This window comes from Mycobacterium sp. E735 (assembly GCF_001666955.1).
In the GTDB taxonomy this organism is placed as follows: domain Bacteria; phylum Actinomycetota; class Actinomycetes; order Mycobacteriales; family Mycobacteriaceae; genus Mycobacterium.
Genome location: NZ_LZIX01000001.1, coordinates 13,292 through 33,876 on the forward strand (window position 1 = coordinate 13,292; position 20,585 = coordinate 33,876).

General features: G+C 69.9%; 21 protein-coding genes. 14 read left to right on the top strand and 7 right to left on the bottom strand.

The features are described 5' to 3' along the window. Positions 1 to 118 precede the first annotated feature (118 nt). The gene (locus A5704_RS00070; RefSeq protein WP_067782944.1) at positions 119 to 1,921 is read right to left on the bottom strand and encodes a long-chain fatty acid--CoA ligase; all 1,803 of its coding nucleotides are present in this window, start codon (positions 1,919 to 1,921) and stop codon (positions 119 to 121) included. A 134-nt stretch (positions 1,922 to 2,055) separates the two neighbouring features. Here A5704_RS00070 and A5704_RS00075 point away from each other — a divergent pair, with 134 nt between their 5' ends. The 5 genes from A5704_RS00075 to A5704_RS00095 all read left to right on the top strand — a co-directional run bounded on the left by A5704_RS00075 (position 2,056) and on the right by A5704_RS00095 (position 5,460). After that, complete coding sequence (locus A5704_RS00075; RefSeq protein ID WP_067758671.1) at positions 2,056 to 2,445, top strand: polyketide cyclase / dehydrase and lipid transport; 390 nt, start codon at positions 2,056 to 2,058, stop codon at positions 2,443 to 2,445. Between the two features lie 116 nt (positions 2,446 to 2,561). Beyond that, entirely contained in the window at positions 2,562 to 2,996 is a 435-nt protein-coding gene (locus A5704_RS00080; protein ID WP_067758522.1) for an SRPBCC family protein, read from the top strand. Next, on the top strand, positions 2,993 to 4,261 hold the full coding sequence (locus A5704_RS00085) for an ArsA family ATPase (RefSeq protein ID WP_197499102.1): 1,269 nt from the start codon (positions 2,993 to 2,995) through the stop codon (positions 4,259 to 4,261). Before A5704_RS00080 ends, A5704_RS00085 begins: the two co-directional genes overlap by 4 nt. Then, on the top strand, positions 4,258 to 4,638 hold the full coding sequence (locus tag A5704_RS00090; protein WP_067758528.1) for a hypothetical protein: 381 nt from the start codon (positions 4,258 to 4,260) through the stop codon (positions 4,636 to 4,638). Before A5704_RS00085 ends, A5704_RS00090 begins: the two co-directional genes overlap by 4 nt. A gap of 84 nt (positions 4,639 to 4,722) precedes the next feature. Next, positions 4,723 to 5,460 carry a 1-acyl-sn-glycerol-3-phosphate acyltransferase gene (locus A5704_RS00095; RefSeq protein ID WP_067758531.1) on the top strand — a complete coding sequence of 246 codons (738 nt, stop codon included), beginning with the start codon at positions 4,723 to 4,725 and terminating at the stop codon, positions 5,458 to 5,460. 10 nt (positions 5,461 to 5,470) lie between these two features. Here A5704_RS00095 and A5704_RS00100 read toward each other — a convergent pair whose 3' ends face one another. After that, a complete protein-coding gene (locus A5704_RS00100; RefSeq protein ID WP_067758535.1) occupies positions 5,471 to 6,754 on the bottom strand; it encodes a glycosyltransferase 87 family protein in 1,284 nt (427 codons plus the stop codon). Positions 6,755 to 6,862: 108 nt separating this feature from the next. Here A5704_RS00100 and A5704_RS00105 point away from each other — a divergent pair, with 108 nt between their 5' ends. The 3 genes from A5704_RS00105 to A5704_RS00115 are packed head-to-tail and all read left to right on the top strand — an operon-like array spanning position 6,863 to position 9,720. Continuing rightward, complete coding sequence (locus tag A5704_RS00105; RefSeq protein ID WP_156670200.1) at positions 6,863 to 7,729, top strand: hypothetical protein; 867 nt, start codon at positions 6,863 to 6,865, stop codon at positions 7,727 to 7,729. A 20-nt stretch (positions 7,730 to 7,749) separates the two neighbouring features. Then, positions 7,750 to 8,271 carry a polyadenylate-specific 3'-exoribonuclease AS gene (locus A5704_RS00110; RefSeq protein WP_067782938.1) on the top strand — a complete coding sequence of 174 codons (522 nt, stop codon included), beginning with the start codon at positions 7,750 to 7,752 and terminating at the stop codon, positions 8,269 to 8,271. 60 nt (positions 8,272 to 8,331) lie between these two features. Continuing rightward, entirely contained in the window at positions 8,332 to 9,720 is a 1,389-nt protein-coding gene (locus A5704_RS00115; RefSeq protein WP_067758544.1) for a class II 3-deoxy-7-phosphoheptulonate synthase, read from the top strand. On the opposite strand, the gene A5704_RS00120 is transcribed toward A5704_RS00115, so the two are convergent. Beyond that, entirely contained in the window at positions 9,717 to 11,006 is a 1,290-nt protein-coding gene (locus A5704_RS00120) for a protein kinase (protein ID WP_067782933.1), read from the bottom strand. The two genes, A5704_RS00115 and A5704_RS00120, sit on opposite strands and share 4 nt — an antisense overlap. A 79-nt stretch (positions 11,007 to 11,085) precedes the next feature. Between A5704_RS00120 and A5704_RS00125 the strand changes: the two genes are divergently transcribed. Continuing rightward, positions 11,086 to 11,490: an Rv2175c family DNA-binding protein gene (locus A5704_RS00125; protein WP_067758550.1), complete on the top strand. Its 405-nt coding sequence runs from the start codon at positions 11,086 to 11,088 to the stop codon at positions 11,488 to 11,490. A 33-nt stretch (positions 11,491 to 11,523) separates the two neighbouring features. Here the strand turns inward: A5704_RS00125 and A5704_RS00130 are convergent, their stop codons facing one another. Together A5704_RS00130 and idsA2 are read right to left on the bottom strand one after the other, a co-directional pair. Then, complete coding sequence (locus A5704_RS00130) at positions 11,524 to 13,071, bottom strand: alpha-(1->6)-mannopyranosyltransferase A (RefSeq protein WP_067758553.1); 1,548 nt, start codon at positions 13,069 to 13,071, stop codon at positions 11,524 to 11,526. 4 nt (positions 13,072 to 13,075) lie between these two features. Further along, a complete protein-coding gene (idsA2, locus tag A5704_RS00135) occupies positions 13,076 to 14,125 on the bottom strand; it encodes a bifunctional (2E,6E)-farnesyl/geranyl diphosphate synthase (protein ID WP_067758557.1) in 1,050 nt (349 codons plus the stop codon). A gap of 264 nt (positions 14,126 to 14,389) precedes the next feature. Here idsA2 and A5704_RS00140 point away from each other — a divergent pair, with 264 nt between their 5' ends. Continuing rightward, entirely contained in the window at positions 14,390 to 15,286 is an 897-nt protein-coding gene (locus tag A5704_RS00140; RefSeq protein WP_067782927.1) for a mycobacterial-type methylenetetrahydrofolate reductase, read from the top strand. Here the strand turns inward: A5704_RS00140 and A5704_RS00145 are convergent. Beyond that, on the bottom strand, positions 15,283 to 15,930 hold the full coding sequence (locus A5704_RS00145) for a DUF3153 domain-containing protein (protein ID WP_067758674.1): 648 nt from the start codon (positions 15,928 to 15,930) through the stop codon (positions 15,283 to 15,285). The genes A5704_RS00140 and A5704_RS00145 overlap by 4 nt on opposite strands. A 140-nt stretch (positions 15,931 to 16,070) precedes the next feature. After that, on the bottom strand, positions 16,071 to 16,679 hold the full coding sequence (locus A5704_RS00150) for an N-acetyltransferase (RefSeq protein ID WP_067758571.1): 609 nt from the start codon (positions 16,677 to 16,679) through the stop codon (positions 16,071 to 16,073). 326 nt (positions 16,680 to 17,005) lie between these two features. Between A5704_RS00150 and A5704_RS00155 the strand changes: the two genes are divergently transcribed. The 4 genes from A5704_RS00155 to A5704_RS00170 all read left to right on the top strand — a co-directional run bounded on the left by A5704_RS00155 (position 17,006) and on the right by A5704_RS00170 (position 20,585). Next, entirely contained in the window at positions 17,006 to 17,410 is a 405-nt protein-coding gene (locus A5704_RS00155; protein WP_067274495.1) for a DUF3040 domain-containing protein, read from the top strand. 427 nt (positions 17,411 to 17,837) lie between these two features. After that, positions 17,838 to 18,269, top strand: a complete 432-nt coding sequence (gene mraZ, locus A5704_RS00160; RefSeq protein WP_007170790.1) for a division/cell wall cluster transcriptional repressor MraZ — start codon at positions 17,838 to 17,840, stop codon at positions 18,267 to 18,269. After that, positions 18,244 to 19,401 (top strand): 16S rRNA (cytosine(1402)-N(4))-methyltransferase RsmH, encoded by a 1,158-nt coding sequence (gene rsmH / locus A5704_RS00165; RefSeq protein WP_156737569.1) that lies wholly within the window; start codon positions 18,244 to 18,246, stop codon positions 19,399 to 19,401. Before mraZ ends, rsmH begins: the two co-directional genes overlap by 26 nt. After that, positions 19,398 to 20,585, top strand: coding sequence for a hypothetical protein (locus tag A5704_RS00170; protein WP_067886744.1), 1,188 nt, complete (start codon positions 19,398 to 19,400; stop codon positions 20,583 to 20,585). Before rsmH ends, A5704_RS00170 begins: the two co-directional genes overlap by 4 nt.

The window sequence follows — 20,585 nt, forward strand, 5'->3', positions numbered from 1 at the left end:
TGACGCTCGACGCCCCCCGTCATGCTGGCGTGACGCTCGCAAGCGGTGGCGGTCCGCAGTGCGCCACCTCGAACCGGAGAGAACGGGATGGTCGCCCACCGCTGCCGGGCGCGGCTAGCTATTCCTTTTCGTAGATCCAGTCGATGTCGGAGGCGAACTTCTCGGCCACCACGTTGCGCTTGACCTTCATCGTCGGCGTCAGCTCACCGGTGTCCTCGGTGAAATCGACCGGCAGGATGCGGAATTTGCGGATGGACTCGGCGTGCGACACGGACTGATTGGCGTGCTTGACGGCGGCGTCCACCTCGGCGACCAGGTCGGGGTCGTTGACCAGGTCGGCCACCGACGCGCCGGCCGCCTTGTGGTTGCGCTCCTTCCACGCGCCGAACGCCTCGGGGTCGATGGTGATCAGCGCGCCGATGAACGGCTTGGCGTCGCCCACCACCATGGCCTGGCTGATCAGCGCGTGCGCCCGCAGCTGGTCCTCGAGCACCGCCGGGGCGACGTTCTTGCCGCCGGCGGTCACGATGATCTCCTTCTTGCGGCCGGTGATCTTCAGGAAGCCGTCCTCGTCGAGCGCGCCGAGGTCACCCGTCCTGAACCAGCCGTCGGTGAACGCGTCGTTGGTGGCCTGCTCGTTGCGCCAGTAGCCGCTGAACACCACGCCGCCGCGGACCAGCAGTTCGCCGTCCTCGGCGATGCGTATGCTGTTGCCCGGCAACAACGTTCCGACCGTCCCGATCCGCACGTTGCCGACCTGGTTGACCGTGATGGCCGAGCTGGTCTCCGTCAGGCCGTAGCCCTCGTGGATGGTCAGCCCGACGCCACGGTAGAAGTGGCCCAGCCGCGCGCCCAGCGGGGCGCCGCCCGAGACCGACGCGTGGCATTCCCCGCCCAGCGCGGCGCGCAGCTTGTGATAGACCAGCCGGTCGAACAGCGCGTGCTTGGCGCGTAGCACCAGCCCGGTGCGCCCGCGGTCCTGCGCCTGGCTCCAGTCGACCGCGGTCTGGACGGCGGCGGCGAAGATGCGTCCCTTGCCGTCGTTGACCGCGCTCTGCTCGGCGGTGTTGTAGACCTTCTCGAACACCCGCGGTACCGACACCACGACCGTCGGCTTGAACACGGCGAACATCGGCAGCAGGTTCTTGATGTCGCTGGTGAACCCGACGGTCACCTTGTTGGCGAACGCCGAAAGTGTCAGCGAGCGCGCCAGCACGTGGGCCAGCGGCAGGAAGATCAGCAGCCGCTGACCCTCGTCCAGCAGCGTCGGCAGGCACTCCTTGGCGCCCCGCGTCTCGTACAGCAGGTTGGAGTGGGTGAGCTGGCAGCCCTTGGGCCGTCCGGTGGTGCCGGAGGTGTAGATCAGCGTCGCCGGGTCGTCGGCGCGCAGCGCCTCCTGGCGGGCGGTGAGCTCGGCGGGCTCCACCGACGCGCCGGCCTCCGCGAGCTGGTCGAGTGCCTTGGGGCCCGACCCGTCGATGTGCAGCACGCGGCGCAGCGCGGGCAGCTCGGCGGTGAGTTCGGTGACCATCGCGGCGTGCGCGTCGGTTTCGGCGAAGGCCAGCACCGCCTCGGAGTCCTGCAGCACCCAGCGCACCTGTTCGGCCGACGACGTCTCGTAGATCGGCACCGTGACGGCGCCCACGGACAGGATCGCGAGGTCGATGATCGCCCACTCGTAGCGGGTGGCCGAGAAGATGGAGACCCGGTCGCCGGCCTGCACGCCGAGGCCGATCAGGCCCAGCGCCGCGGAGCGAACCTGTGTGGCCACCTCGGCGCAGGTGACGTCGGTCCAGACGCCGTCGACCTGACGGCGGAAGATGACGAAGCCGGGATCTGATCGCTCGTGCTCGAAGACCATGGCCGCGATGTTGTCGTGCTCGCCGACGGTGAAACGGGCGGGGACACTGTACTCACGCACTCTTACTGACCTCGTTTTTTGGCTTGGCTGACGGTCCGGGGGGACGGCTGGTTGTGGTCCAGCCTAATCCGCGCGTTCATGCAGGAATGGTGGCAGTCTGCGGGGCCTCGGGAGAGCTGTGTGAAGCTGGGGTGGTGAACAGCATCCAGATCGCGGACGAGACGTTCATCGCCGCCGACGGTGCGCGGGTCGGGGCCGCGGTCGCCGACCGGTCGTGCTGGCGTCGCTGGTGGCCGGACCTGCGGCTGCAGGTCGTCGAGGACCGGGCCGACAAAGGCATCCGGTGGGCGATCACCGGCGCGCTGACCGGCACCATGGAGATCTGGCTGGAGCCGTCACTGGACGGGGTTGTGCTGCACTACTTCCTGCATGCCGAGCCGACCGGCGTGGCGGCCTGGCAGCTGGCCAAGCTCAATCTGGCGAAAATGACACACCGCCGTCGGGTGGCGGGCAAGAAAATGGCCTTCGAGGTCAAGACGACACTGGAACGGTCACGTCCGGTCGGAGTTTCTCCGGTAGTTTAGCCGGGTCAGGCTTGCAGGGAGAGTACCGTTTCGGGCCGTAGGCCCGGGGGGTCAGACCCGCACGGTAGTTCCCCGCCGGCGGCGTCGACCGCTTGCGGGAGAGAGGGCAGCACCAGGTGGCGGAAAAAACGTCGCAGACCATCTACATCGAGGCCGACCCGGGCACCGTGATGGACGTCATCGCGGACATCGATTCCTACCCGCAATGGATCTCGGAGTACCGCGAGGCCGAGGTCCAGGAGACGGACGCCGACGGCAACCCGAAAGTCGCGCGGGTGGTGCTGGACGCCGCCGTGCTCAAGGACACCTTGGTCATGGCCTACCAGTGGCCCAAGGACCGGCAATCGGTCAGTTGGACACTGGTCTCCAGCTCGCTGTTGCGCTCGCTGGAAGGCACATATCGGTTGGCGCCCAAGGGATCTGGCACCGAGGTGACCTATGAGCTCTCGGTCGACCTCGCCGTCCCGATGATCGGCCTGCTCAAGCGCAAGGCCGAACGCCGGCTGACCGACACCGCGTTGAAGGATCTGAAGAAACGAGTCGAGGGCTGAGTGAGTCCAGCCAATCGCCGGCGCCCACCCCGGCCCGGATCAGCCTCTTCGTTGGTAAGGGCGGGGTAGGAAAATCCACGCTGGCCTGCGCCACGGCCGTCAGCGCCGCGAGCGCGGGCCAGCGCGTGCTGGTGGTCTCCACCGATCAGGCGCACTCGCTGGGCGACGTGCTCGGTGTTCCCGTCCCGCCCAGCCAGGACGAACTGGTTCGGGTCCTCGCCGATGACGCCCAGGCCGGCGGTGGTTTTCTGGACGCGCTGGCGTTGGACACGTTGGTCCTGCTCGAGGTGCGGTGGCGCGACGTGGTCGACACGCTGGATCGGCGATTTCCCGACTCGGAGCTGAGTACCATTGCCCCAGAAGAGCTTTCGGCGCTGCCCGGGGTCCAGGAGGTGCTCGGCCTGCACGCCGTCGGTGAGCTGGCCTGCTCCGGCGCCTGGGACCGCATCGTCGTCGACTGCGCCTCGACCGCCGACGCGCTGCGGATGTTGACCTTGCCCGCCACCTTCGGGCTGTACGTCGAGCGGGCGTGGCCGCGCCATCGCCGGCTCTCCGTCGGCGCCGACGACGCGCGGTCCGCGGCGGCGGTGGAACTGCTGGAGCGCATCAGCGCAAGCGTCGAGGGGCTCGGTGCCCTTTTGACCGACGGCGAATTAGTCAGCGCGCATTTGGTGTTGACGCCCGAGCGGGTGGTTGCGGCCGAGGCGGCAAGGACGCTCGGGTCGCTGGCCCTGATGGGGGTGCGCGTCGAGGAACTCATCGTCAACCAGGTCCTGGCCGAGGACGAGTCCTACGAATACCGCAACCTGCCGGAGCACCCCGCGTTTTACTGGTACGCCGAACGCATTTCCGAACAACGTGGTGTTCTCGACGAGCTCGACGCCACCATCGGTGAGGTGGCCCTGGTCATGACTCCGCATCTGTCCGGCGAGCCGATCGGCCCCAAGGCGCTGGGCGCTTTGCTCGACAACGCCCGCCGCCGTGGCGGAACGCCCCCGCCGGGACCGCTGCGTCCGACGGTGGACCTGGAATCCGGCACGGGACTTGGTTCGATCTACCGGATGCGGCTAGCGTTGCCGCAACTCGATCCGTCGGGGCTGACGTTGGGGCGCGTCGATGACGACCTGATCATCAGCGCGGGCGGGTTGCGGCGCAGGGTTCGCCTGGCATCCGTGCTGCGACGGTGCACGGTGCTGGACGCCCACCTGCGCGGTAGCGAGCTGACAGTCCGATTTCGACCAGACCCGGAGGTGTGGCCTAAGTGAGTGGGGGTCATTCCGAAATCGGTCCGGAGCTGCGCAGGCTCGCCCAGGCGATCCTGGACGGTATCGATCCGGCGATGCGGACGGCGGCCGCGCTGACGGCGGGCCGGGGAGTCGGGACCGGCAAGTGTCAGCAGGTGTGGTGCCCGGTCTGCGCGCTGGCCGCGCTGGCGACCGGTGATCAGCACCCGCTGATCACCGTCATCGCCGACCACAGCATCGCCCTGCTCGAGGTCGTGCGCGCCATGCTCGACGACATCAACGGCGCGGCCAAACCGCCGCCCGACGGGCCGACCGACGACGGTGGCGCCGGGCCGGCGAGTCCCGAGGCCACGACCAGGACCCGGTATCAGCCCATCCCCGTCACCGTCGAGGAGTGACCCGGCCGCGCCGGAGGTGGTCCGCCGCCCACGCGATGGGTACAGTTGGCGCAGAACACCGGCGGGCGGGCGAGAGGGAGGGCCATGTGGTACTGGCTATTCAAGTACATACTCCTCGGCCCGTTGCTGGCCCTGCTCGGTAGGCCGAAAGTTGAAGGCCTGGAACATATTCCGAGTTCCGGCCCGGCGATCCTGGCCAGTAATCACCTAGCGGTGATGGACAGTTTCTACCTGCCGTTGGTGGTGCGCCGCCGGATCACCTTCCTGGCGAAAGCCGAATACTTCACCGGAACCGGCTTGAAGGGCTGGTTCCAGCGCTGGTTTTTCACCGCGGTGGGCCAGGTGCCGATCGACCGGACCGACGCCGACAGCGCGCAGGCCGCGCTGAACACCGCCGAGCGGCTGCTGTCGGCGGGCAAGTTGTTGGGCATGTACCCCGAGGGCACCCGTTCGCCGGACGGCCGGCTGTACAAGGGCAAGACCGGTCTGGCGCGGCTGGCGCTGCACACCGGGGTGCCGGTGATCCCGGTGGCGATGATCGGCACCAACGTCGTGAACCCGCCCGGCTCGAACATGCTGCGCTTCGGGCGGGTCACCGTCCGCTTCGGCAAGCCGATGGACTTCTCCCGTTTCGAAGGGCTGGCCGGCAACCGCTTCATCGAGCGCGCCGTCATCGACGAGGTGATCTACGAGCTGATGGGGCTTTCCGGCCAGGAGTACGTCGACATCTACGCCGCCAGCGTCAAGGAAAACCGCAACGGGGCGTCCGGTCAGGGATCGACCGGCGAGGCCGCGCGGATTCCCGAAACCGCCGTCGGCTGAACCGTCGCGATCAGCCGACCGCTGTCACCGGCGTCAATCGCTGCGGGGCGGAATCCCGCGCGGGCGTGCGCGCGGTGACCGTCAGCCCGGCCGCGACGAGGACCGCCAGCGCCCACCAGACGTAGGACATCCCCGCGAGCTGCCGCCACCAGACGGCCGCCGCCTCGTGATGCTTGGGTAGCAGGTCGATCGTCGACCAACGCATCAGCGCCACCCCCGCCGCGCCGACCACGCCCAGCGCCACGTTGCGGCGCCGCCAGGCCAGCACGGCCAGCACCACGACCGTCGGCAGCCCCCACACCCAGTGGTGTGACCAGGAGACCGGCGAGACCACCAACCCGAACAGCGCGACGCACACGACCGCCAGCACGGGCTCGTCGGCCCGCAGCACCCTGCGCATCGCCCACACCGTCAGCGCCAGGACCAGCAGCGAGGCGGCCACCCAGAGCAGGAAGCGCTGCTGCTCGCCCAGCCCGATGCGGGCCAGCGCCCCGGCGATGTTCTGATCGGTGTTCAACGCGGCCTCGCCGATCCGGTCGGTGTGGGCCAGCGTGTGCGTCCAGTACTCCCACGAATCGCTCCACGCCAGAACGAAACCGAGCGCCGTCGCCCCCACGAAGGACATCAGCGCGGTCACCGCGGCGCGGTTGTCCCGGCGCAGCAGGAAGTACAGCAGGAACACGGCCGGCGTGAGTTTGAGCGCGATGCCCAGGCCCAGCAACAGGCCGCGCGGCCACGGTGTGCGGCGCGGCACGCAGTCGGCGATCACCAGGGTCATCAGCACGACGTTGATCTGGCCGAAGGCGAAGTTCGACGTGACCGGTTCCAGCCACATCGTCGCCGCCGCGGTGATGACGACCGCGAGCCACCAGCGGCGCAGCCACGCCGGGCCGGGCAGCGCCGTCGACGCGGCCCAGACGTCGAGGCGGGTCAGCACGATCAGCGTCGACACGACCAGCAACACCAGCGTCAGCGCCGTGATCGCGACGCTGGCGGCCGGCATGTGCAGCCAGGCGAACGGGCAGAACACGATCGCGGCGAGCGGGGGATAGGTGAACGGCAGGTTGAGCCCGATCGGTGTGTGGAACAACACATCGCCGTGGTACAGCGAATGCCCCTGCATCCAGGCCTGCGCGCCCATCTGATACACGTCGATGTCGATGCGGTAGGGCGTGTGTCCGAACAGCTGCCAGGCCACATAGCCCAGCCCCGCCGCCGCCAGCAGCCAGAGCCCGCACCACAACAGGACGCGCCCGGGGTGGCTGCCCGCGCCGGGCGTCCGCGATCTACTCATGTCGCACAACAGCGTAATGGGTGCCTGGGCGTGCGAGGTGGCCCAGCGCGGCTCCCGCGGGGCGGACGCCCACAGGCGTACGTTTCAAGAGTGCTCCACTGGTTCGTTCTGCGGGTGACGCACTGGTTCGCGAACGACATCCTCGGCGGCGGCCGGTTGCCCCTGCTGTGCTGCCTGGTGGCGTTCATCCTGACCTTCTTCGTCACGCGGACGTTCGTGCGGCTCATCCGGCACCGCGCCGACGCGGGCCGGCCGGCCCGATGGTGGCACCCGCGCAACGTCCATGTCGGCGGCATCCACATCCACCACGTGACGTTCGGCGTGGTGTTGGTGTTGCTGTCCGGGCTGACGTTGGTCACCCTGTCCATCGACGGTCACGAGCCCGAATTCACCCTGTCCGCAATATTTTTCGGGATAGGCGCGGCCCTGGTGCTCGACGAGTACGCGCTGATCCTGCACCTGTCGGACGTCTACTGGTCGGAGGACGGTCGGACGTCGGTGGACGCCGTCTTCGCCGCGGTCGGGGTGGCCGGCCTGTTGATCATGGGGCTGCACCCGCTGATGTTCTTCCTGCCGATCTGGGAGGGCACCGATTCGTGGCCGCTGCGTGCCGCGGTGGCCGGCGGCCTGGTGTTGACGCTGCCGCTGGCCGTGGTGGTGGTGCTCAAGGGCAAGGTGTGGACCGGGCTGCTCGGCATGTTCATCGTCGTCCTGCTGGTGATCGGCGCGATCCGGTTGTCGCGCCCGCACGCGCCCTGGGCCCGCTGGCGATACACCGCACAGCCGGAGAAGATGCGCCGCGCGCTGCAGCGGGAACGGACGCTGCGTCGCCCCGTGGTGCGGGCCAAGCTGTACCTGCAGTGCGCGATCGCCGGCACCCCCGGGATGCCCGACGAGCGGGTCGTCGACGCCCAGCTGGACCACGAGGTGCACCCCGCGCCGCCGCCGACCGGGCCCATCCTGATCAGCAGATAGGCTACTCATAGGCTTTCAAGGTGCGGTACTTCTACGACACCGAGTTCATCGAGGACGGCCGCACCATCGAGTTGATCTCGATCGGGGTGGTGGCCGAGGACGGGCGCGAGTATTACGCCGTGTCCACGGAATTCGATCCCGAGCGCGCCGGTGGCTGGGTGCGCGCCAACGTGCTGCCCAAGCTGCCGTCCCCGGCGTCGAAGCTGTGGCGCTCACGCAGGCAGATCCGCGCGGACCTCGAGGACTTCTTAGGCGTCGACGGGGCCGACCCGATCGAGCTGTGGGCGTGGATCGGCGCCTACGACCACGTCGCCCTGTGCCAGCTGTGGGGCACGATGCCCGAGTTGCCGCGCGCGCTGCCCCGCTTCACCCGGGACCTGCGGCAATTGTGGGAGGACCGGGGGTGCCCGCCGATGCCGCCGCGGTCGCGCGACGCCCACGACGCGCTGGTCGACGCCCGCGACCAGCTGCGGCGATACCGGCTCATCACCGCGGCGGACGCGGACGGTCCTGGCGGCGACGCGACCGGGGAGCCGGCCTGAGCCCGTCCGAACGGCGTTCGCCCTGATCAGTCACCCTCGCCGCCCGGTTACCATGGACCGATGAACTGGACCGTCGACATCCCGATCGACCAGCTACCGGCGCTGCCGCCGCTGCCGCACGACCTGCGGGCCCGGCTGGACGCCGCACTGGCCAAGCCGGCCGCCCAGCAACCCAGTTGGCCGGCCGACCAGGCGACGGCGATGCGGACCGTCCTCGAGAGCGTGCCGCCGGTGACGGTGCCCTCGGAGATCCTCCGGCTGCAGGAGCAGCTGGCCCAGGTCGCCAGGGGCGAGGCGTTCCTGCTGCAGGGCGGCGACTGTGCGGAGACCTTCACCGACAACACCGAGCCCCACATCCGGGGCAACATCCGCGCGTTGCTGCAGATGGCCGTGGTGCTGACGTACGGCGCGAGCATGCCGGTGGTCAAGGTGGCCCGCATCGCCGGCCAGTACGCCAAGCCGCGGTCGGCGGACATCGACGCCCTGGGGTTGCGGTCCTACCGCGGCGACATGATCAACGGCTTCGCCCCGGATGCGGCCGCCCGCGAGCACGACCCGTCGCGGCTGGTGCGCGCCTACGCCAACGCCAGCGCGGCGATGAACCTGGTGCGGGCGCTGACGTCCTCGGGGCTGGCGTCGCTGCACCTGGTGCACGACTGGAACCGCGAGTTCGTCCGGACGTCGCCGGCGGGCGCCCGGTACGAGGCGCTGGCCAACGAGATCGACCGCGGCCTGAAGTTCATGAGCGCCTGCGGGGTGGCCGACCGTAACCTGCAGACCGCCGAAATCTACGCCAGCCATGAGGCTTTGGTGCTCGACTACGAGCGGGCCATGCTGCGGCTGTCGGAGAGCGAGGACGGCGAACCGCAGCTGTTCGACCTGTCGGCGCACACCGTCTGGATCGGCGAGCGCACGCGCCAGCTCGACGGCGCGCACATCGCGTTCGCGGAAGTGATCGCCAACCCGATCGGCGTGAAGATCGGCCCGACGATGACCCCGGAGCTGGCCGTCGAATACGTGGAACGGCTTGACCCGAACAACAAGCCGGGCCGGTTGACGTTGGTGAGCCGGATGGGCAACAACAAGGTGCGCGACCTGCTGCCCCCGATCGTCGAGAAGGTTCAGGCCACCGGCCATCAGGTGATCTGGCAGTGCGACCCCATGCACGGCAACACCCACGAGTCGTCCAACGGCTACAAGACGCGGCACTTCGACCGCGTCGTCGACGAGGTGCAGGGCTTCTTCGAGGTGCACCGCGCGCTGGGCACTCACCCCGGTGGCATCCACGTCGAGATCACCGGCGAGGACGTCACGGAATGCCTCGGTGGGGCGCAAGACATTTCGGACCTGGATCTGGCGGGGCGGTACGAGACGGCCTGCGACCCGCGGCTCAACACCCAGCAGTCGCTGGAGCTGGCGTTCCTGGTCGCCGAGATGTTGCGCGACTAGAACAGCCCGTTCAGGTTGCTCCCGATCGTCCACGCCGCGGTGGCGACCATCCCGGTGAGCGCCAGCACCAGGGCCACCCAGATCAGCACCAAGCGCCGCCCGCGCTGGCGGGCGTAGGCGAACTCGCCGATCGGAATGCCCGCGAATTCGCCTGTGACAGGCTGGTATTCGTAGGCTTCCTCGGGCTCGTCGTCCGACACTGGTGCGCGCTGCGGCTCGGACCAGTCCTCGGGGCCGCGGGTCAACTGGCGGGTGGGGTGGCGGACCGGAGCCGCCGCCGGCGGTGGCGCGGCAACCGGGCGTTGGCTCATGCGGCTGTGGTGCAGCGCCGCCGACCGGTGCTGCGCGGAGTTGCGCGGCGCGGGGACGGAGAAGTCCGGCAGCGCAAGCTCTTCGGCGATCGCCTCGAGGGCGGCGCCCATCTCGATCGCGTCGGCGTAGCGGTTGGCCGGGTCGCGCGCCGTCGCGCGCAGGACGAACTCGTCGAACTGCGGGGGCACGCCGTCGATCGCCGCGCTGGGCGGCGGCACATCGGTGTCCAGCCGTTGGTAGGCGATCGACAGCGGCGAGTCGCCGGTGAACGGGGTGCGCCCGGTGAGCAGCTCGTAGGTGAGGATCCCGGCGGCGTACACGTCGCTGCGCGGGCTGGCGTCGCCGTCGCGCACCTGCTCGGGCGACAGGTACGCCGCGGTTCCCAAAATGACGCTCGTGGAAGTGATTCCGGCGGCCGCGACGGCGCGGACCAAGCCGAAGTCCGCGATCTTGACCTCACCCTGGTCGGAGATCAGCACGTTCTCGGGCTTGACGTCGCGGTGGACCAGCCCGGACCGGTGCGCCGCGGCGAGCCCGCTCAGCACCGGGCGCAACACCGCGGCCACGGCGTACGGCGGCATCGGACCGCGCTCGGCCAGCAGCTCGCGCAGCGTGCCACCCTCGATCAGCTCCATCACCAAGAACGGGTGCCGGGAGTCCAGGCCCTGGTCGTAGACCGCGACGAGGCCGGGATCCTTCAGCCGAGCGACCGAGCGGGCTTCGCGCTGGAAGCGGGTCAGGAACTGGTCGTCGCCCGCGTAGCGCGAATCCATCACCTTCACCGCCACCGGGCGGTCGAGCCGGGTGTCGAGGCCGCGGTACACCGTCGACGTGCCTCCGCTGGCGATCTTGGACTGCACCAGGTAGCGGCCGTCCAGCAACGCGTTGTCCAGCGGGTCTGCGGCGCCGGCGTCGGCCGGGCGACGGTGCGGGCCGGGACGGCCGGACGACCCGGGCGATTCAGCTTCGGCCACGGGGCCATCGTAGGTGCGGCGGTGTGATTGGACGCCGGAACTTGGGTTCAATCCGCGTGGCAAGGCCTACACTTGCGCCGTGAGCAGTGTTCCTGCCGGCGACGATGTTCTGGACCCCGACGAGCCCACCTACGACCTGCCGCGGGTCGCCGAATTGCTCCGGATCTCGGTCAGCAAGGTGCAGCAGCAGCTTCGGGAAGGCCACCTGGTCGCGGTGAAGCGGGACGGCGGCGTGGTGGTGCCGCAGGTGTTCTTCACCAAGTCCGGTGAGGTGGTCAAGAGCCTGCCGGGGCTGCTGACGATCCTGCACGACGGCGGCTACCACGACACCGAGATCGTGCGGTGGTTGTTCACCCCCGACCCGTCGCTGACGATCACCCGCGACGGCAGCCGGGATGCCGTCAGCAATGCCCGCCCCGTCGACGCCCTGCACGCGCACCAGGCGCGCGAGGTCGTGCGGCGGGCGCAGGCCATGGCCTACTGAGCGGGCCTACTGAGCCGGCCTATTGAGCCGGCACTACGCCTTTTCCAGCGCGTCGTCCGCCGCGCCCGCCCGCCGGTCCGGCGCGCGGTCCAGGCTGTACCAGGCGATCAGTGCGCAGACGGTGGCCAGCGAGAAATGCAGCCACGAGTACATCCCGTGCGAGCCATCGGGTTTGAAGATCACCATCACCCACGTCGACAGCCCGGCGATGACCGCGATCGCCCGTCGCGATTGCGCCAGCGGGGCGACCACCGCCAATGGCCAGGAGTAGTACCACGGCAGGGCCGCGGGCACGAACAGCACCACGACGAGCATCGAGACCGCTATGCCGGTCAGCGCGGCGCGGTCGTCGCGCCGGAAGCGCCACCACAGCAACGGCAGCGACACCGCGATGACCGCGATTCCGACGAGGCGGGTGATGCGCAGCATCGGGTAGAAGTGCACCACGAAGAACCCGTTGAACACGGCGTGGATGATGTTGGCGGCGGCGGTCGGCACCGTGAGCCAGTTGATGATCTTCACCGAACCGGCCAGCGCGGTCAGCCACCCCAGGCCCACCCCGGCCACGGCCGACAGGATGCCGAACACGACGCCGAAGATCAACAGCGACATCGCCGTGGCCGCCGCGAACGCCGTGGCCGGCCGGTATCCGCGGCGGTCGCGCAGGTGGCGGGTCCAGACCCATACCATGAACGGCAGCGCGATTCCGGCGGTGGCCTTGACCGCGATGGCCACCGTGATCAGCGTCGTGCCCAGCACGTGCCGCCCGGCGAAACTCAGCGCGATGCCGGCGGCCATCAAGCCCACCATCAGCATCTCGTTGTGCACCCCGCCCATCAGATGGATGAGCACCAGCGGGTTGAGGACGCAGATCCACAGCGCCGTCGATCCGTCGGTGCCCAGGTGCCGGGCCAGCCGCGGGGTGGCCCAGATCAGCAGCGCCAGCCCCGGCAGCATGCACAGCCGCAGCAGCGCCGTTCCGGCCACCACGTTGTTGCCGACGGCCATGGTGACCAGCTTCGCCACCAGGATGAATGCCGGGCCGTAGGGGGCGGTGGTGATCGTCCAGATGGGACTTACGTTGTCCAGCAAGCTGTTCGGGTTGGCGACCGGCCCCACCGCGTAGGGGTCGAGGCCGTCGCGCAGCAGCGCGCCCTGCGCCAGGTACGAATAGGTGTCCCGGCTGAAGACGGGCACCGAGAGCAGCAACGGCACCAGCCAGAAGCCGGTGGTGGCCTTCATCATGAACTCGGTCACCTCGCCGGCCAGCACGCGCCGGCCCAGGCGCAGCCAGGCGATCAGCATCAGGCCCACGCCCGCCCACAGCACCACGGACGACAACACCAGCCCGTGGCCAAAACGCAGCCAGGACATGTGGATCGACTCCAGCAGCGGGTCGTGTTGGCGGGTGCTGCCCGCGCCGAGGCCGCCAACCAAGATCAGCACCGAACCGAGCATGCCCAGCTTCGCCGGTCCGGACTCCGCCGCGCCGGCGAACGCGCGCAGCTGTGAAAACCACCCGGCGCCAGCCGGTTTCGCTTCCGGCGAGTCGGACGGTGGGGTGTGCGTCGGCGTCGTCATCGGCTCAGGCGGACCGGTCGGTGGCCATTCTGGCCAGCTCGGAGAGCCCCGCTTTGGCCGCCGCGTTGATCGGCGCGGCCGCCAGCGCCGCCAGGGCCCGCTGGGTCAGCTCGGCGATGCGGCGCTCCGCCGCGGCCAGGGCGCCCACCGACTCGATTACCCCGCGCAACCGGTCCACCTCGGCATCGGTCAACTGCGCCCCGATCGAGTCGCGTAACAACTTGGCCGCCAACGGATCCGACCCGTCGGCCAGCTCCAGCGCCTCGGCCAGCAGCACGGTGCGCTTGCCCGAGCGCAGGTCGTCACCCGACGGCTTGCCGGTCACCGCCGGGTCACCGAACACACCCAGCACGTCGTCACGGAGCTGGAAGGCCACGCCGATGTCCGTCCCGAACCGGCCGAAGACGTCCTGCACGTCGGGCCGGTCGGCGGCGGCGGCCGCCCCGAGCTGCAGCGGTCGCGACACCGTGTAACAGGCGGTCTTATAGGTGTCGACGTTCATCGCCGAGGCGATCGACTCGGCGGCGCTGGCTTCGGCGACGATGTCCAGGAATTGACCGCCCAGTACCTCGGTGCGGATTTCGGCCCACACGCGCTGTACCCGCCGCACGGCGTCGGGCGGCAGTTCCGCGTGGAACACGATGTCGTCGGCCCACGACAGCGCGAGGTCGCCGAGCAGGATCGCGGCCGACATGCCGAACTGCTCCGGCGAACCCCGCCAGCGCCTGCCGCGGTGCAGGTCGGCGAACTGGACATGGGCGGTCGGGCGGCCGCGGCGGGTGGAGGAGTCATCGATGACGTCGTCGTGCACCAGCGCGCAGGCGTGCAGCAGCTCCAGCGCGGAAAACAGCAGCAGCACTTCGGAATCGGGTTCCCCGCTGGCCACGGCGCGCCAGCCCCAGTAGGCGAAGGCGGGTCGCAGCCGTTTGCCGCCGTTGAGCACGAAGCTCTCCAGGGCGGCGACCAGCACCTCGTAGTCGCTACCGATGTAGGCGGTGTCCGCGCGCCGGTCGTGCAGATACCGCCGGAGCCGATCGGTGATCGCGCCGGTCAACTCGACGGTTGCCGCTGCTGCTGGGGCTTTCGAGCTCAGCGCCGCGCCCCCTTCTGCTCGACGTGCTTGGTGTGGCAGGCCCGACCAGTGTATTCGGCGCGGCACCGGGGACCTTCTCAACCTGGCGTGGCGCTGATCGCTTCGACCGCCGCACTATTCCCCCGCAAGCGGGCGGCACCCCCACGCCTATGCTGGCGGGGTGTCGGAGCCGCCCGCTGTGCGGCCGGGAGACGCCCCAAGCATCGTCGGATGGAGAGAAGCCGCGTGACACTCAACACCATTGCGCTCGAGCTGGTGCCGCCGAACGCCGACGAAGGCCGCGAGCGGGCGCTCGAGGACGCGCGAAAGGTGGTGCAGTACTCGGCGGAAACCGGTCTGGCAGGCCGGCTGCGGCACGTGATGATCCCCGGCATCATCGCTGAGGACGACGACCGTCCCATCGTGATGAAGCCCAAACTCGACGTGCTGGACTTCTGGTCCATGGTCAAGCCCGAGCTGCCGGGATTCCATGGCCTGTGCACCCAGGTCACCGCCTTCTCCGACGAGCCGACCTTGCGGCGGCGGCTGACCGATCTGCGCGCGGCCGGGATGGAAGGCGTGGTCTTCGTCGGCGTCCCGCGCACGATGAACGACGGCGAAGGCTCCGGCGTCGCGCCCACGGACGCCCTGTCGATCTACCGTGAGCTCGTGCCCAACCGCGGCGTCATCCTGATACCCACCCGCGAGGGGGAGCACGGCCGGTTCAACTTCAAGTGCGATCAGGGCGCCACCTACGGCATGACCCAGCTGTTGTACTCCGACGCGATCGTCGGCTTCCTGCGCGAATTCGCCGAAACCACCGATCACCGGCCGGAGATCCTGCTGTCCTTCGGCTTCGTCCCCAAGATGGAGGGCCGGGTCGGCCTGATCAACTGGCTGATTCAGGACCCGGGTAACGCGGCGGTGGCCGACGAGCAGGAGTTCGTCAAACGGTTGGCCGCCAGCGAACCGCCCCAGAAGCGTCAGCTCATGACCGACCTCTACAAGCGCGTGATCGACGGGGTGGCCGAGCTGGGGTTCCCGCTGAGCATCCACCTCGAGGCCACCTACGGGGTGTCGGCGCCCGCCTTCCAGACGTTCGCGGAGATGCTGGCGTACTGGTCGCCCGCCCAGTACAGCTAGCTCGGCGGCTGGTCCCGCGGTGCGGTGAACCGCGGGGAACGATCGCGGTTCATCCAGGCCAGCAGCGCGACGACGCCGGCCGCGGCGAACGACGCGATGCCCAGCCACACGCCCGCCCCGGTGAATGACCGCGTGTTCGGGTCGGTGTAGCGGGCCTGAGCCGTCATCGTGCTCACGACGCCCGGCTTGAGCTTCCAGGACACCACCGTGGACTCGACCCGGTCGCCGTTGGTGGACGTCACCACGCCGGGGAAGGCGACGGTCAGCTCGACGTCGGCTTCGGAATCGGTCAGCGAGGTCAAGTCAGCGCGGCCCTCGAGGATGACCAGGTTGCCGCTGCGCCGCAGGGACAGGTTCACCCCCTGCGCATCGGAGTTCATGTTGGCCAGCTGCGGCAACTCGGCGAACGTCAGGTCCGAGAACACCGCCTGCGATCCCACGTAGCCGTCACTGTCGTAGTTCGACACCGCCACCTTCTGGCTGAACGGCAGGTTGTTGCTGTCGAGCTGGGGGCCGGTGTCCTTGGGCGTCTTGGGTTTAGCGGCGGCGACGATCTCCCCGGACACCAGGTCGTCGGGGGAGACGGTGAGCGACGCCCTGACCCGCAGGCAGCCGGTGGCCAGCGGCACCAGCATGAGCAGCATCGCGATGGCCACCAGGCGGCGGCGCCGAGCGGTGAATCCGCGGGATCGGGGCGGGGAGAGGCTGGCGCGCACCAGGTCATCGTGCCAGATCCGGCGCGCCGCCAGCGCGGGTCCGCCCGGGCGCGCCCGCGATCCGGCGATCACAGCGGGAGCTTGCGGCCCAAGATCGCGAATGCGCGCGGGTCGCCGGCGAAATGGTAGCCGCGGATCACGTCGGTGAAGCCCAGCCGGCGGTACAACCGCCAGGCCCGGTTCGGTTCGCCGTTGGTCTCGGGCGTGGACAGCAGGACGTTCTCTTCGGCTCGACCGGCGAGCAGCCGCCGGGCCAGCGCCTCGCCGAGGCCGCGACCCTGCGCGCGCGGGTGGATGTGCAGCTCGGTCAACTCGAAGTAACTGTTCATCAGCCCGGCGATCTCCTGCGCCGGCCGGCCGCCCCGTTGCAGTCCGAGCACGACCTGCTGCTGCCACCACTGCCCGGGTGCCCCGGGGTACCCGTAGGCGATGCCGAGCAGCGGGGCGTTGCTCAATTCGGCCACCGACGGGACCGCCCCGTCCGCGCCCTCGGCCGGCTCGGCGTCCACGACGCCCACCCCTTGCCAGCCCCGCCGGCGGATGTGCTCGAGCCACATCGCGGCGCGCTGGTTCTCGGTGCCGCGTGGGTACCGCATCGCGTCGACATACACCTTCAGGGCCTCGCCCAGACGGCGCTCCATATCGGTGGGCGGCAGATCGATGAGGAATATCGCCACTCGCGGTGTCCTCCTCACCCTGTGCTCGCATGCCGGCGTTCACGTTGTCGCGCGGCCCGCGCCGCCACCGCCATTATCGGACGCGCGGGGAGGCCGTCGGGCGGGCGGTCGCGGCAACGAACCGCCCACCCATCCCGGCTGGGGAAGCCGGTTGTAGCGCACGGCCGTTCCGGCTCCGACGGGGGCACGGCCGGGGCCAGGATAGAATCGCCACCGAACCAGTGGTATGGCGCAGATTGACCTCGTATCATTTCAGTTAGTTGCCCTACAACGGGCATCCGCGTGTTATCGATAGATACGCGTCAACTGTCGGCAAGGAGGGACGAATGCCACTCTCCGATCATGAGCAGCGGATGCTCGATCAGATCGAGAGCGCTCTCTACGCCGAAGATCCCAAGTTCGCGTCGAGCGTCCGCGGCGGAGGGTTGCGCGCGCCCACCGCGCGCCGCCGCCTGCAGGGCGCGGCCCTGTTCGTGATCGGCCTCGCGATGCTGGTTTCCGGGGTGGCGTTCAAGGCCACCATGATCGGAAACTTCCCGATTCTCAGCGTCTTCGGGTTCATCGTGATGTTCGGTGGCGTGGTGTTCGCCATCACGGGTCCACGGTTGTCCGGCCGCCCCGACCACCCCGGCTCGGCGCCCGGCTCGCTGCGGCAGCGCCGCAACAAGGGCGGCGGGGGTTCGTTCACCAGTCGCATGGAAGACCGGTTCCGCCGCCGCTTCGACGACTAGCGGTCTCGCCAACGAATCTGGGGTAGCCACCGGGCTCCCCCTTTTTCATGTCTGTTTCGTAGCCGGGCGCGCCGTCATCGTCACAGATTGATCCGGCTCGGCTGAGTATCGCCGGGCCGGTGATGCCGTTTTGAGGCCGGATCGAGCCGCAACCGTGCTTTGGCGCAGGAGTTGAGCCCCACCGCGCCCCACCGAGTGCCTCCACTTCGCCCCACATCGTGGCCTGTGCGGCTTTGAGCTGCGGTTTCCTACCTTCTACTGGAACGCGAGGCTGGGCCCGGTGGGTCCGGATGCGGTGGCATGTGCGCCCATGGGTGGCGGATAACCTGGAAAAGTCCGCCACGACACTCTCGGAATGGGGCGAAGTGGGGGATTGTGGGGTATGGTGGCCACAGTGTTTGGGTGACCCCGAGTGGGAGGTGAGCCGGTGTTTCTCGGCACCTACACGCCCAAACTCGACGACAAAGGGCGGCTCACGTTGCCCGCCAAATTTCGCGACGCGCTGGCAGGGGGGTTGATGGTCACCAAGAGCCAGGACCACAGCCTCGCCGTCTACCCGCGGGGCGAATTCGAGCAGCTCGCGCGCCGGGCGAGCAAGGCGTCGAGGAGCAACCCCGACGCCAGGGCGTTCCTGCGCAACCTCGCCGCCGGCACCGACGAGCAGCATCCCGACGCGCAGGGCCGCATCACACTGTCGGCCGACCACCGCCGCTACGCGAACCTCTCCAAGGATTGCGTGGTGATCGGAGCGGTCGACTACCTCGAGATCTGGGATGCGCAAGCCTGGCAGGACTACCAGCAGACCCACGAAGAGAACTTCTCCGCGGCCAGCGATGAAGCACTCGGCGACATCATCTGAGGCGCACGCCCGTGCAACGTGGCCTCTGCCCGAACCGACCCTGGCGTACTTCCCCAACGCCAGGTTCGTGCCTTCGGACAGGGACCTCGATGCAGGGGCGTCTCGCCGGACCCGGGGAGGCGTTGCGGTGGCTGACGATTCGGGCGACTTCGGACACGTACCCGTCCTGCTGCGGCGCTGCGTCGAACTGCTGACCCCCGCGCTGACCCGTCACCATGCCGACGGGTCGGGGGCCGTCCTGCTCGATGCCACCCTGGGCGCGGGCGGGCATGCCGAGCGGTTCTTGACCGACCTGCCCGGGCTGCGGTTGATCGGACTCGACCGCGACCCCAGCGCGCTGGAAATCGCCGGCGACCGGTTGGCGCGATTTGCCGACCGCGTCACGCTGGTGCACAGCCGCTACGACGGCCTCGCCGCGGCACTGGCCGAATCCGGTTACGACACAGTCGGATCGCTCGACGGGATGCTGTTCGACCTCGGGGTGTCGTCCATGCAGCTCGACCGCGCCGAGCGGGGCTTCGCCTACGCGCAGGACGCGCCGCTGGACATGCGGATGGATCCCGAGTCGCCGTTGACGGCGGCCGACATCCTCAACACCTACGACGAAGCCGCGCTGGCGGACATCCTGCACCGCTACGGCGAGGAACGGTTCGCGCGCCGGATCGCCGCGCAGATCGTGCGCCAGCGCGCTCGCGCACCCTTCACGTCGACCGCGGAGCTGGTAGCCCTGCTCTACCAAGCGATTCCGGCCCCGGCCCGGCGGACCGGGGGCCACCCGGCCAAGCGCACCTTCCAGGCCCTGCGGATCGCGGTCAACGACGAGTTGGACTCTTTGCGCAGCGCGATCCCGGCCGGGCTGGACGCGCTCGCCGTCGGCGGGCGCATGGTGGTGCTGGCCTACCAGTCCCTGGAGGACCGGATCGTCAAGCGGTTGTTCGCCGACGCGGTCGCGTCCCGCACGCCGGTGGATCTGCCGGTCGAGCTTCCCGGCCACGAGCCGCGATTCCGGTCGCTCACGCACGGCGCCGAACGCGCGGACGCCGCCGAGGTCGAACGCAATCCGCGCAGCGCCGCGGTGCGACTACGCGCCGTGCAACGGGTCCAGCAGGCAACCGGAAAGGGCGACGCATGAAAGCAAAGCGGGAGACGCCGAATCGCCGCGGCGGGCGCGACGGTTCCGCCCGGCGCAGCAGGCGCTCGGCCGCCGAGCCCGGCTCGGCCCGCCGCACCCGGCCGGGGCGGAGCGCGGCGCCCACCCGGGAGAGCCGCGCGCCCAAATCCGGACCGCACACCGGCCCCATCGCCCGGCCCGCCGAGCGTCCCGCGCGGCCCAAGAGCACGAGCCAGGCGAAGGCGCGGGCTAAGGCACGGAAGGCCAAGGCGCCCAAGGTCGTTCGCCCACGCCTGAGCGAGCGCCTGGCGACCCGGCTGGCCTCGATCGACCTGCGGCCCCGCACCCTGGCGGCCAAGGTCCCGTTCGTCGTGTTGGTCATCGGCGCGCTGGGCCTCGGCCTGGGTCTCACCCTGTGGTTGTCCACGGACTCCGCGGAGCGCTCCTACAAATTGAGCCACGCCCGCGAGAAGACTCGGCTGCTGCAACAGCAGAAAGAGGCGCTGGAACGTGATGTGCGCGAGGCGGAATCCGCACCGGCACTGGCGGAGGCGGCCCGCAAACAGGGCATGATCCCGACGCGGGACACCGCGCACCTGGTCCAGGACCCGTCCGGGAACTGGGTGGTCGTCGGCACGCCCAAGCCGGCTGACGGGGTGCCGCCACCACCGTTGAACAGCAAGCTTCCCGACCAAGGCCCGCCGGTGCCCCCCGCACCGCCGGCGCCGCCCGCCGAAGTCCCGGTCCGGCTGCAGCCCGACCCCGCGGCGCCCGCGCCGGCCCGGTCCGGTCCCGAGGCGCTGCTGCGTGCACCGGACGGATCGTCGACGCTCGGCGGCCAGCACCTGGCGCAGACCGGGCCGCAACCGCCGGGCATACCGGGGGCACCGGCAGCCGGGCAGGCGCCCGCTGCGCTGCCCGCGCCGGGTGCGCTGCCCGTGCCGGGCGTGCCGGTGCCGGGGCTGCCCGCGCCTGCGGTGATCGCGCCCGCTCCGGGGCCCGCCGAGGTGCCGGTGCCGTTGGGCGGCTTGCCGATTCCGCCGCCCGGGCAGGTGCCCGCACCGCTGCCCGCTGAGGTTCCGGTGCCGGTGCAACGGGCCCCCGCGGTTCCCCCGCCGGTGGCTCCCGTCGTGCCCGCCGCCCCCGTGTTGGCGCCGCAGCCGGTGGCTCCCGGTCCCGCCGTGACGCCGGGTGCGCCCCGGTGA

What these genes read in the sequence shown, in the direction of transcription:
- rsmH (WP_156737569.1), top strand. Translation starts at nt 18,244, where the DNA reads ATGAAGCACTCGGCGACATCATCTGAGGCGCACGCCCGTGCAACGTGG.
- A5704_RS00130 (WP_067758553.1), bottom strand. Translation starts at nt 13,071, where the DNA reads ATGACGACGCCGACGCACACCCCACCGTCCGACTCGCCGGAAGCGAAA.
- A5704_RS00115 (WP_067758544.1), top strand. Translation starts at nt 8,332, where the DNA reads ATGAACTGGACCGTCGACATCCCGATCGACCAGCTACCGGCGCTGCCG.
- A5704_RS00095 (WP_067758531.1), top strand. Translation starts at nt 4,723, where the DNA reads ATGTGGTACTGGCTATTCAAGTACATACTCCTCGGCCCGTTGCTGGCC.
- A5704_RS00100 (WP_067758535.1), bottom strand. Translation starts at nt 6,754, where the DNA reads ATGAGTAGATCGCGGACGCCCGGCGCGGGCAGCCACCCCGGGCGCGTC.
- A5704_RS00170 (WP_067886744.1), top strand. Translation starts at nt 19,398, where the DNA reads ATGAAAGCAAAGCGGGAGACGCCGAATCGCCGCGGCGGGCGCGACGGT.
- A5704_RS00145 (WP_067758674.1), bottom strand. Translation starts at nt 15,930, where the DNA reads ATGCTGCTCATGCTGGTGCCGCTGGCCACCGGCTGCCTGCGGGTCAGG.
- A5704_RS00155 (WP_067274495.1), top strand. Translation starts at nt 17,006, where the DNA reads ATGCCACTCTCCGATCATGAGCAGCGGATGCTCGATCAGATCGAGAGC.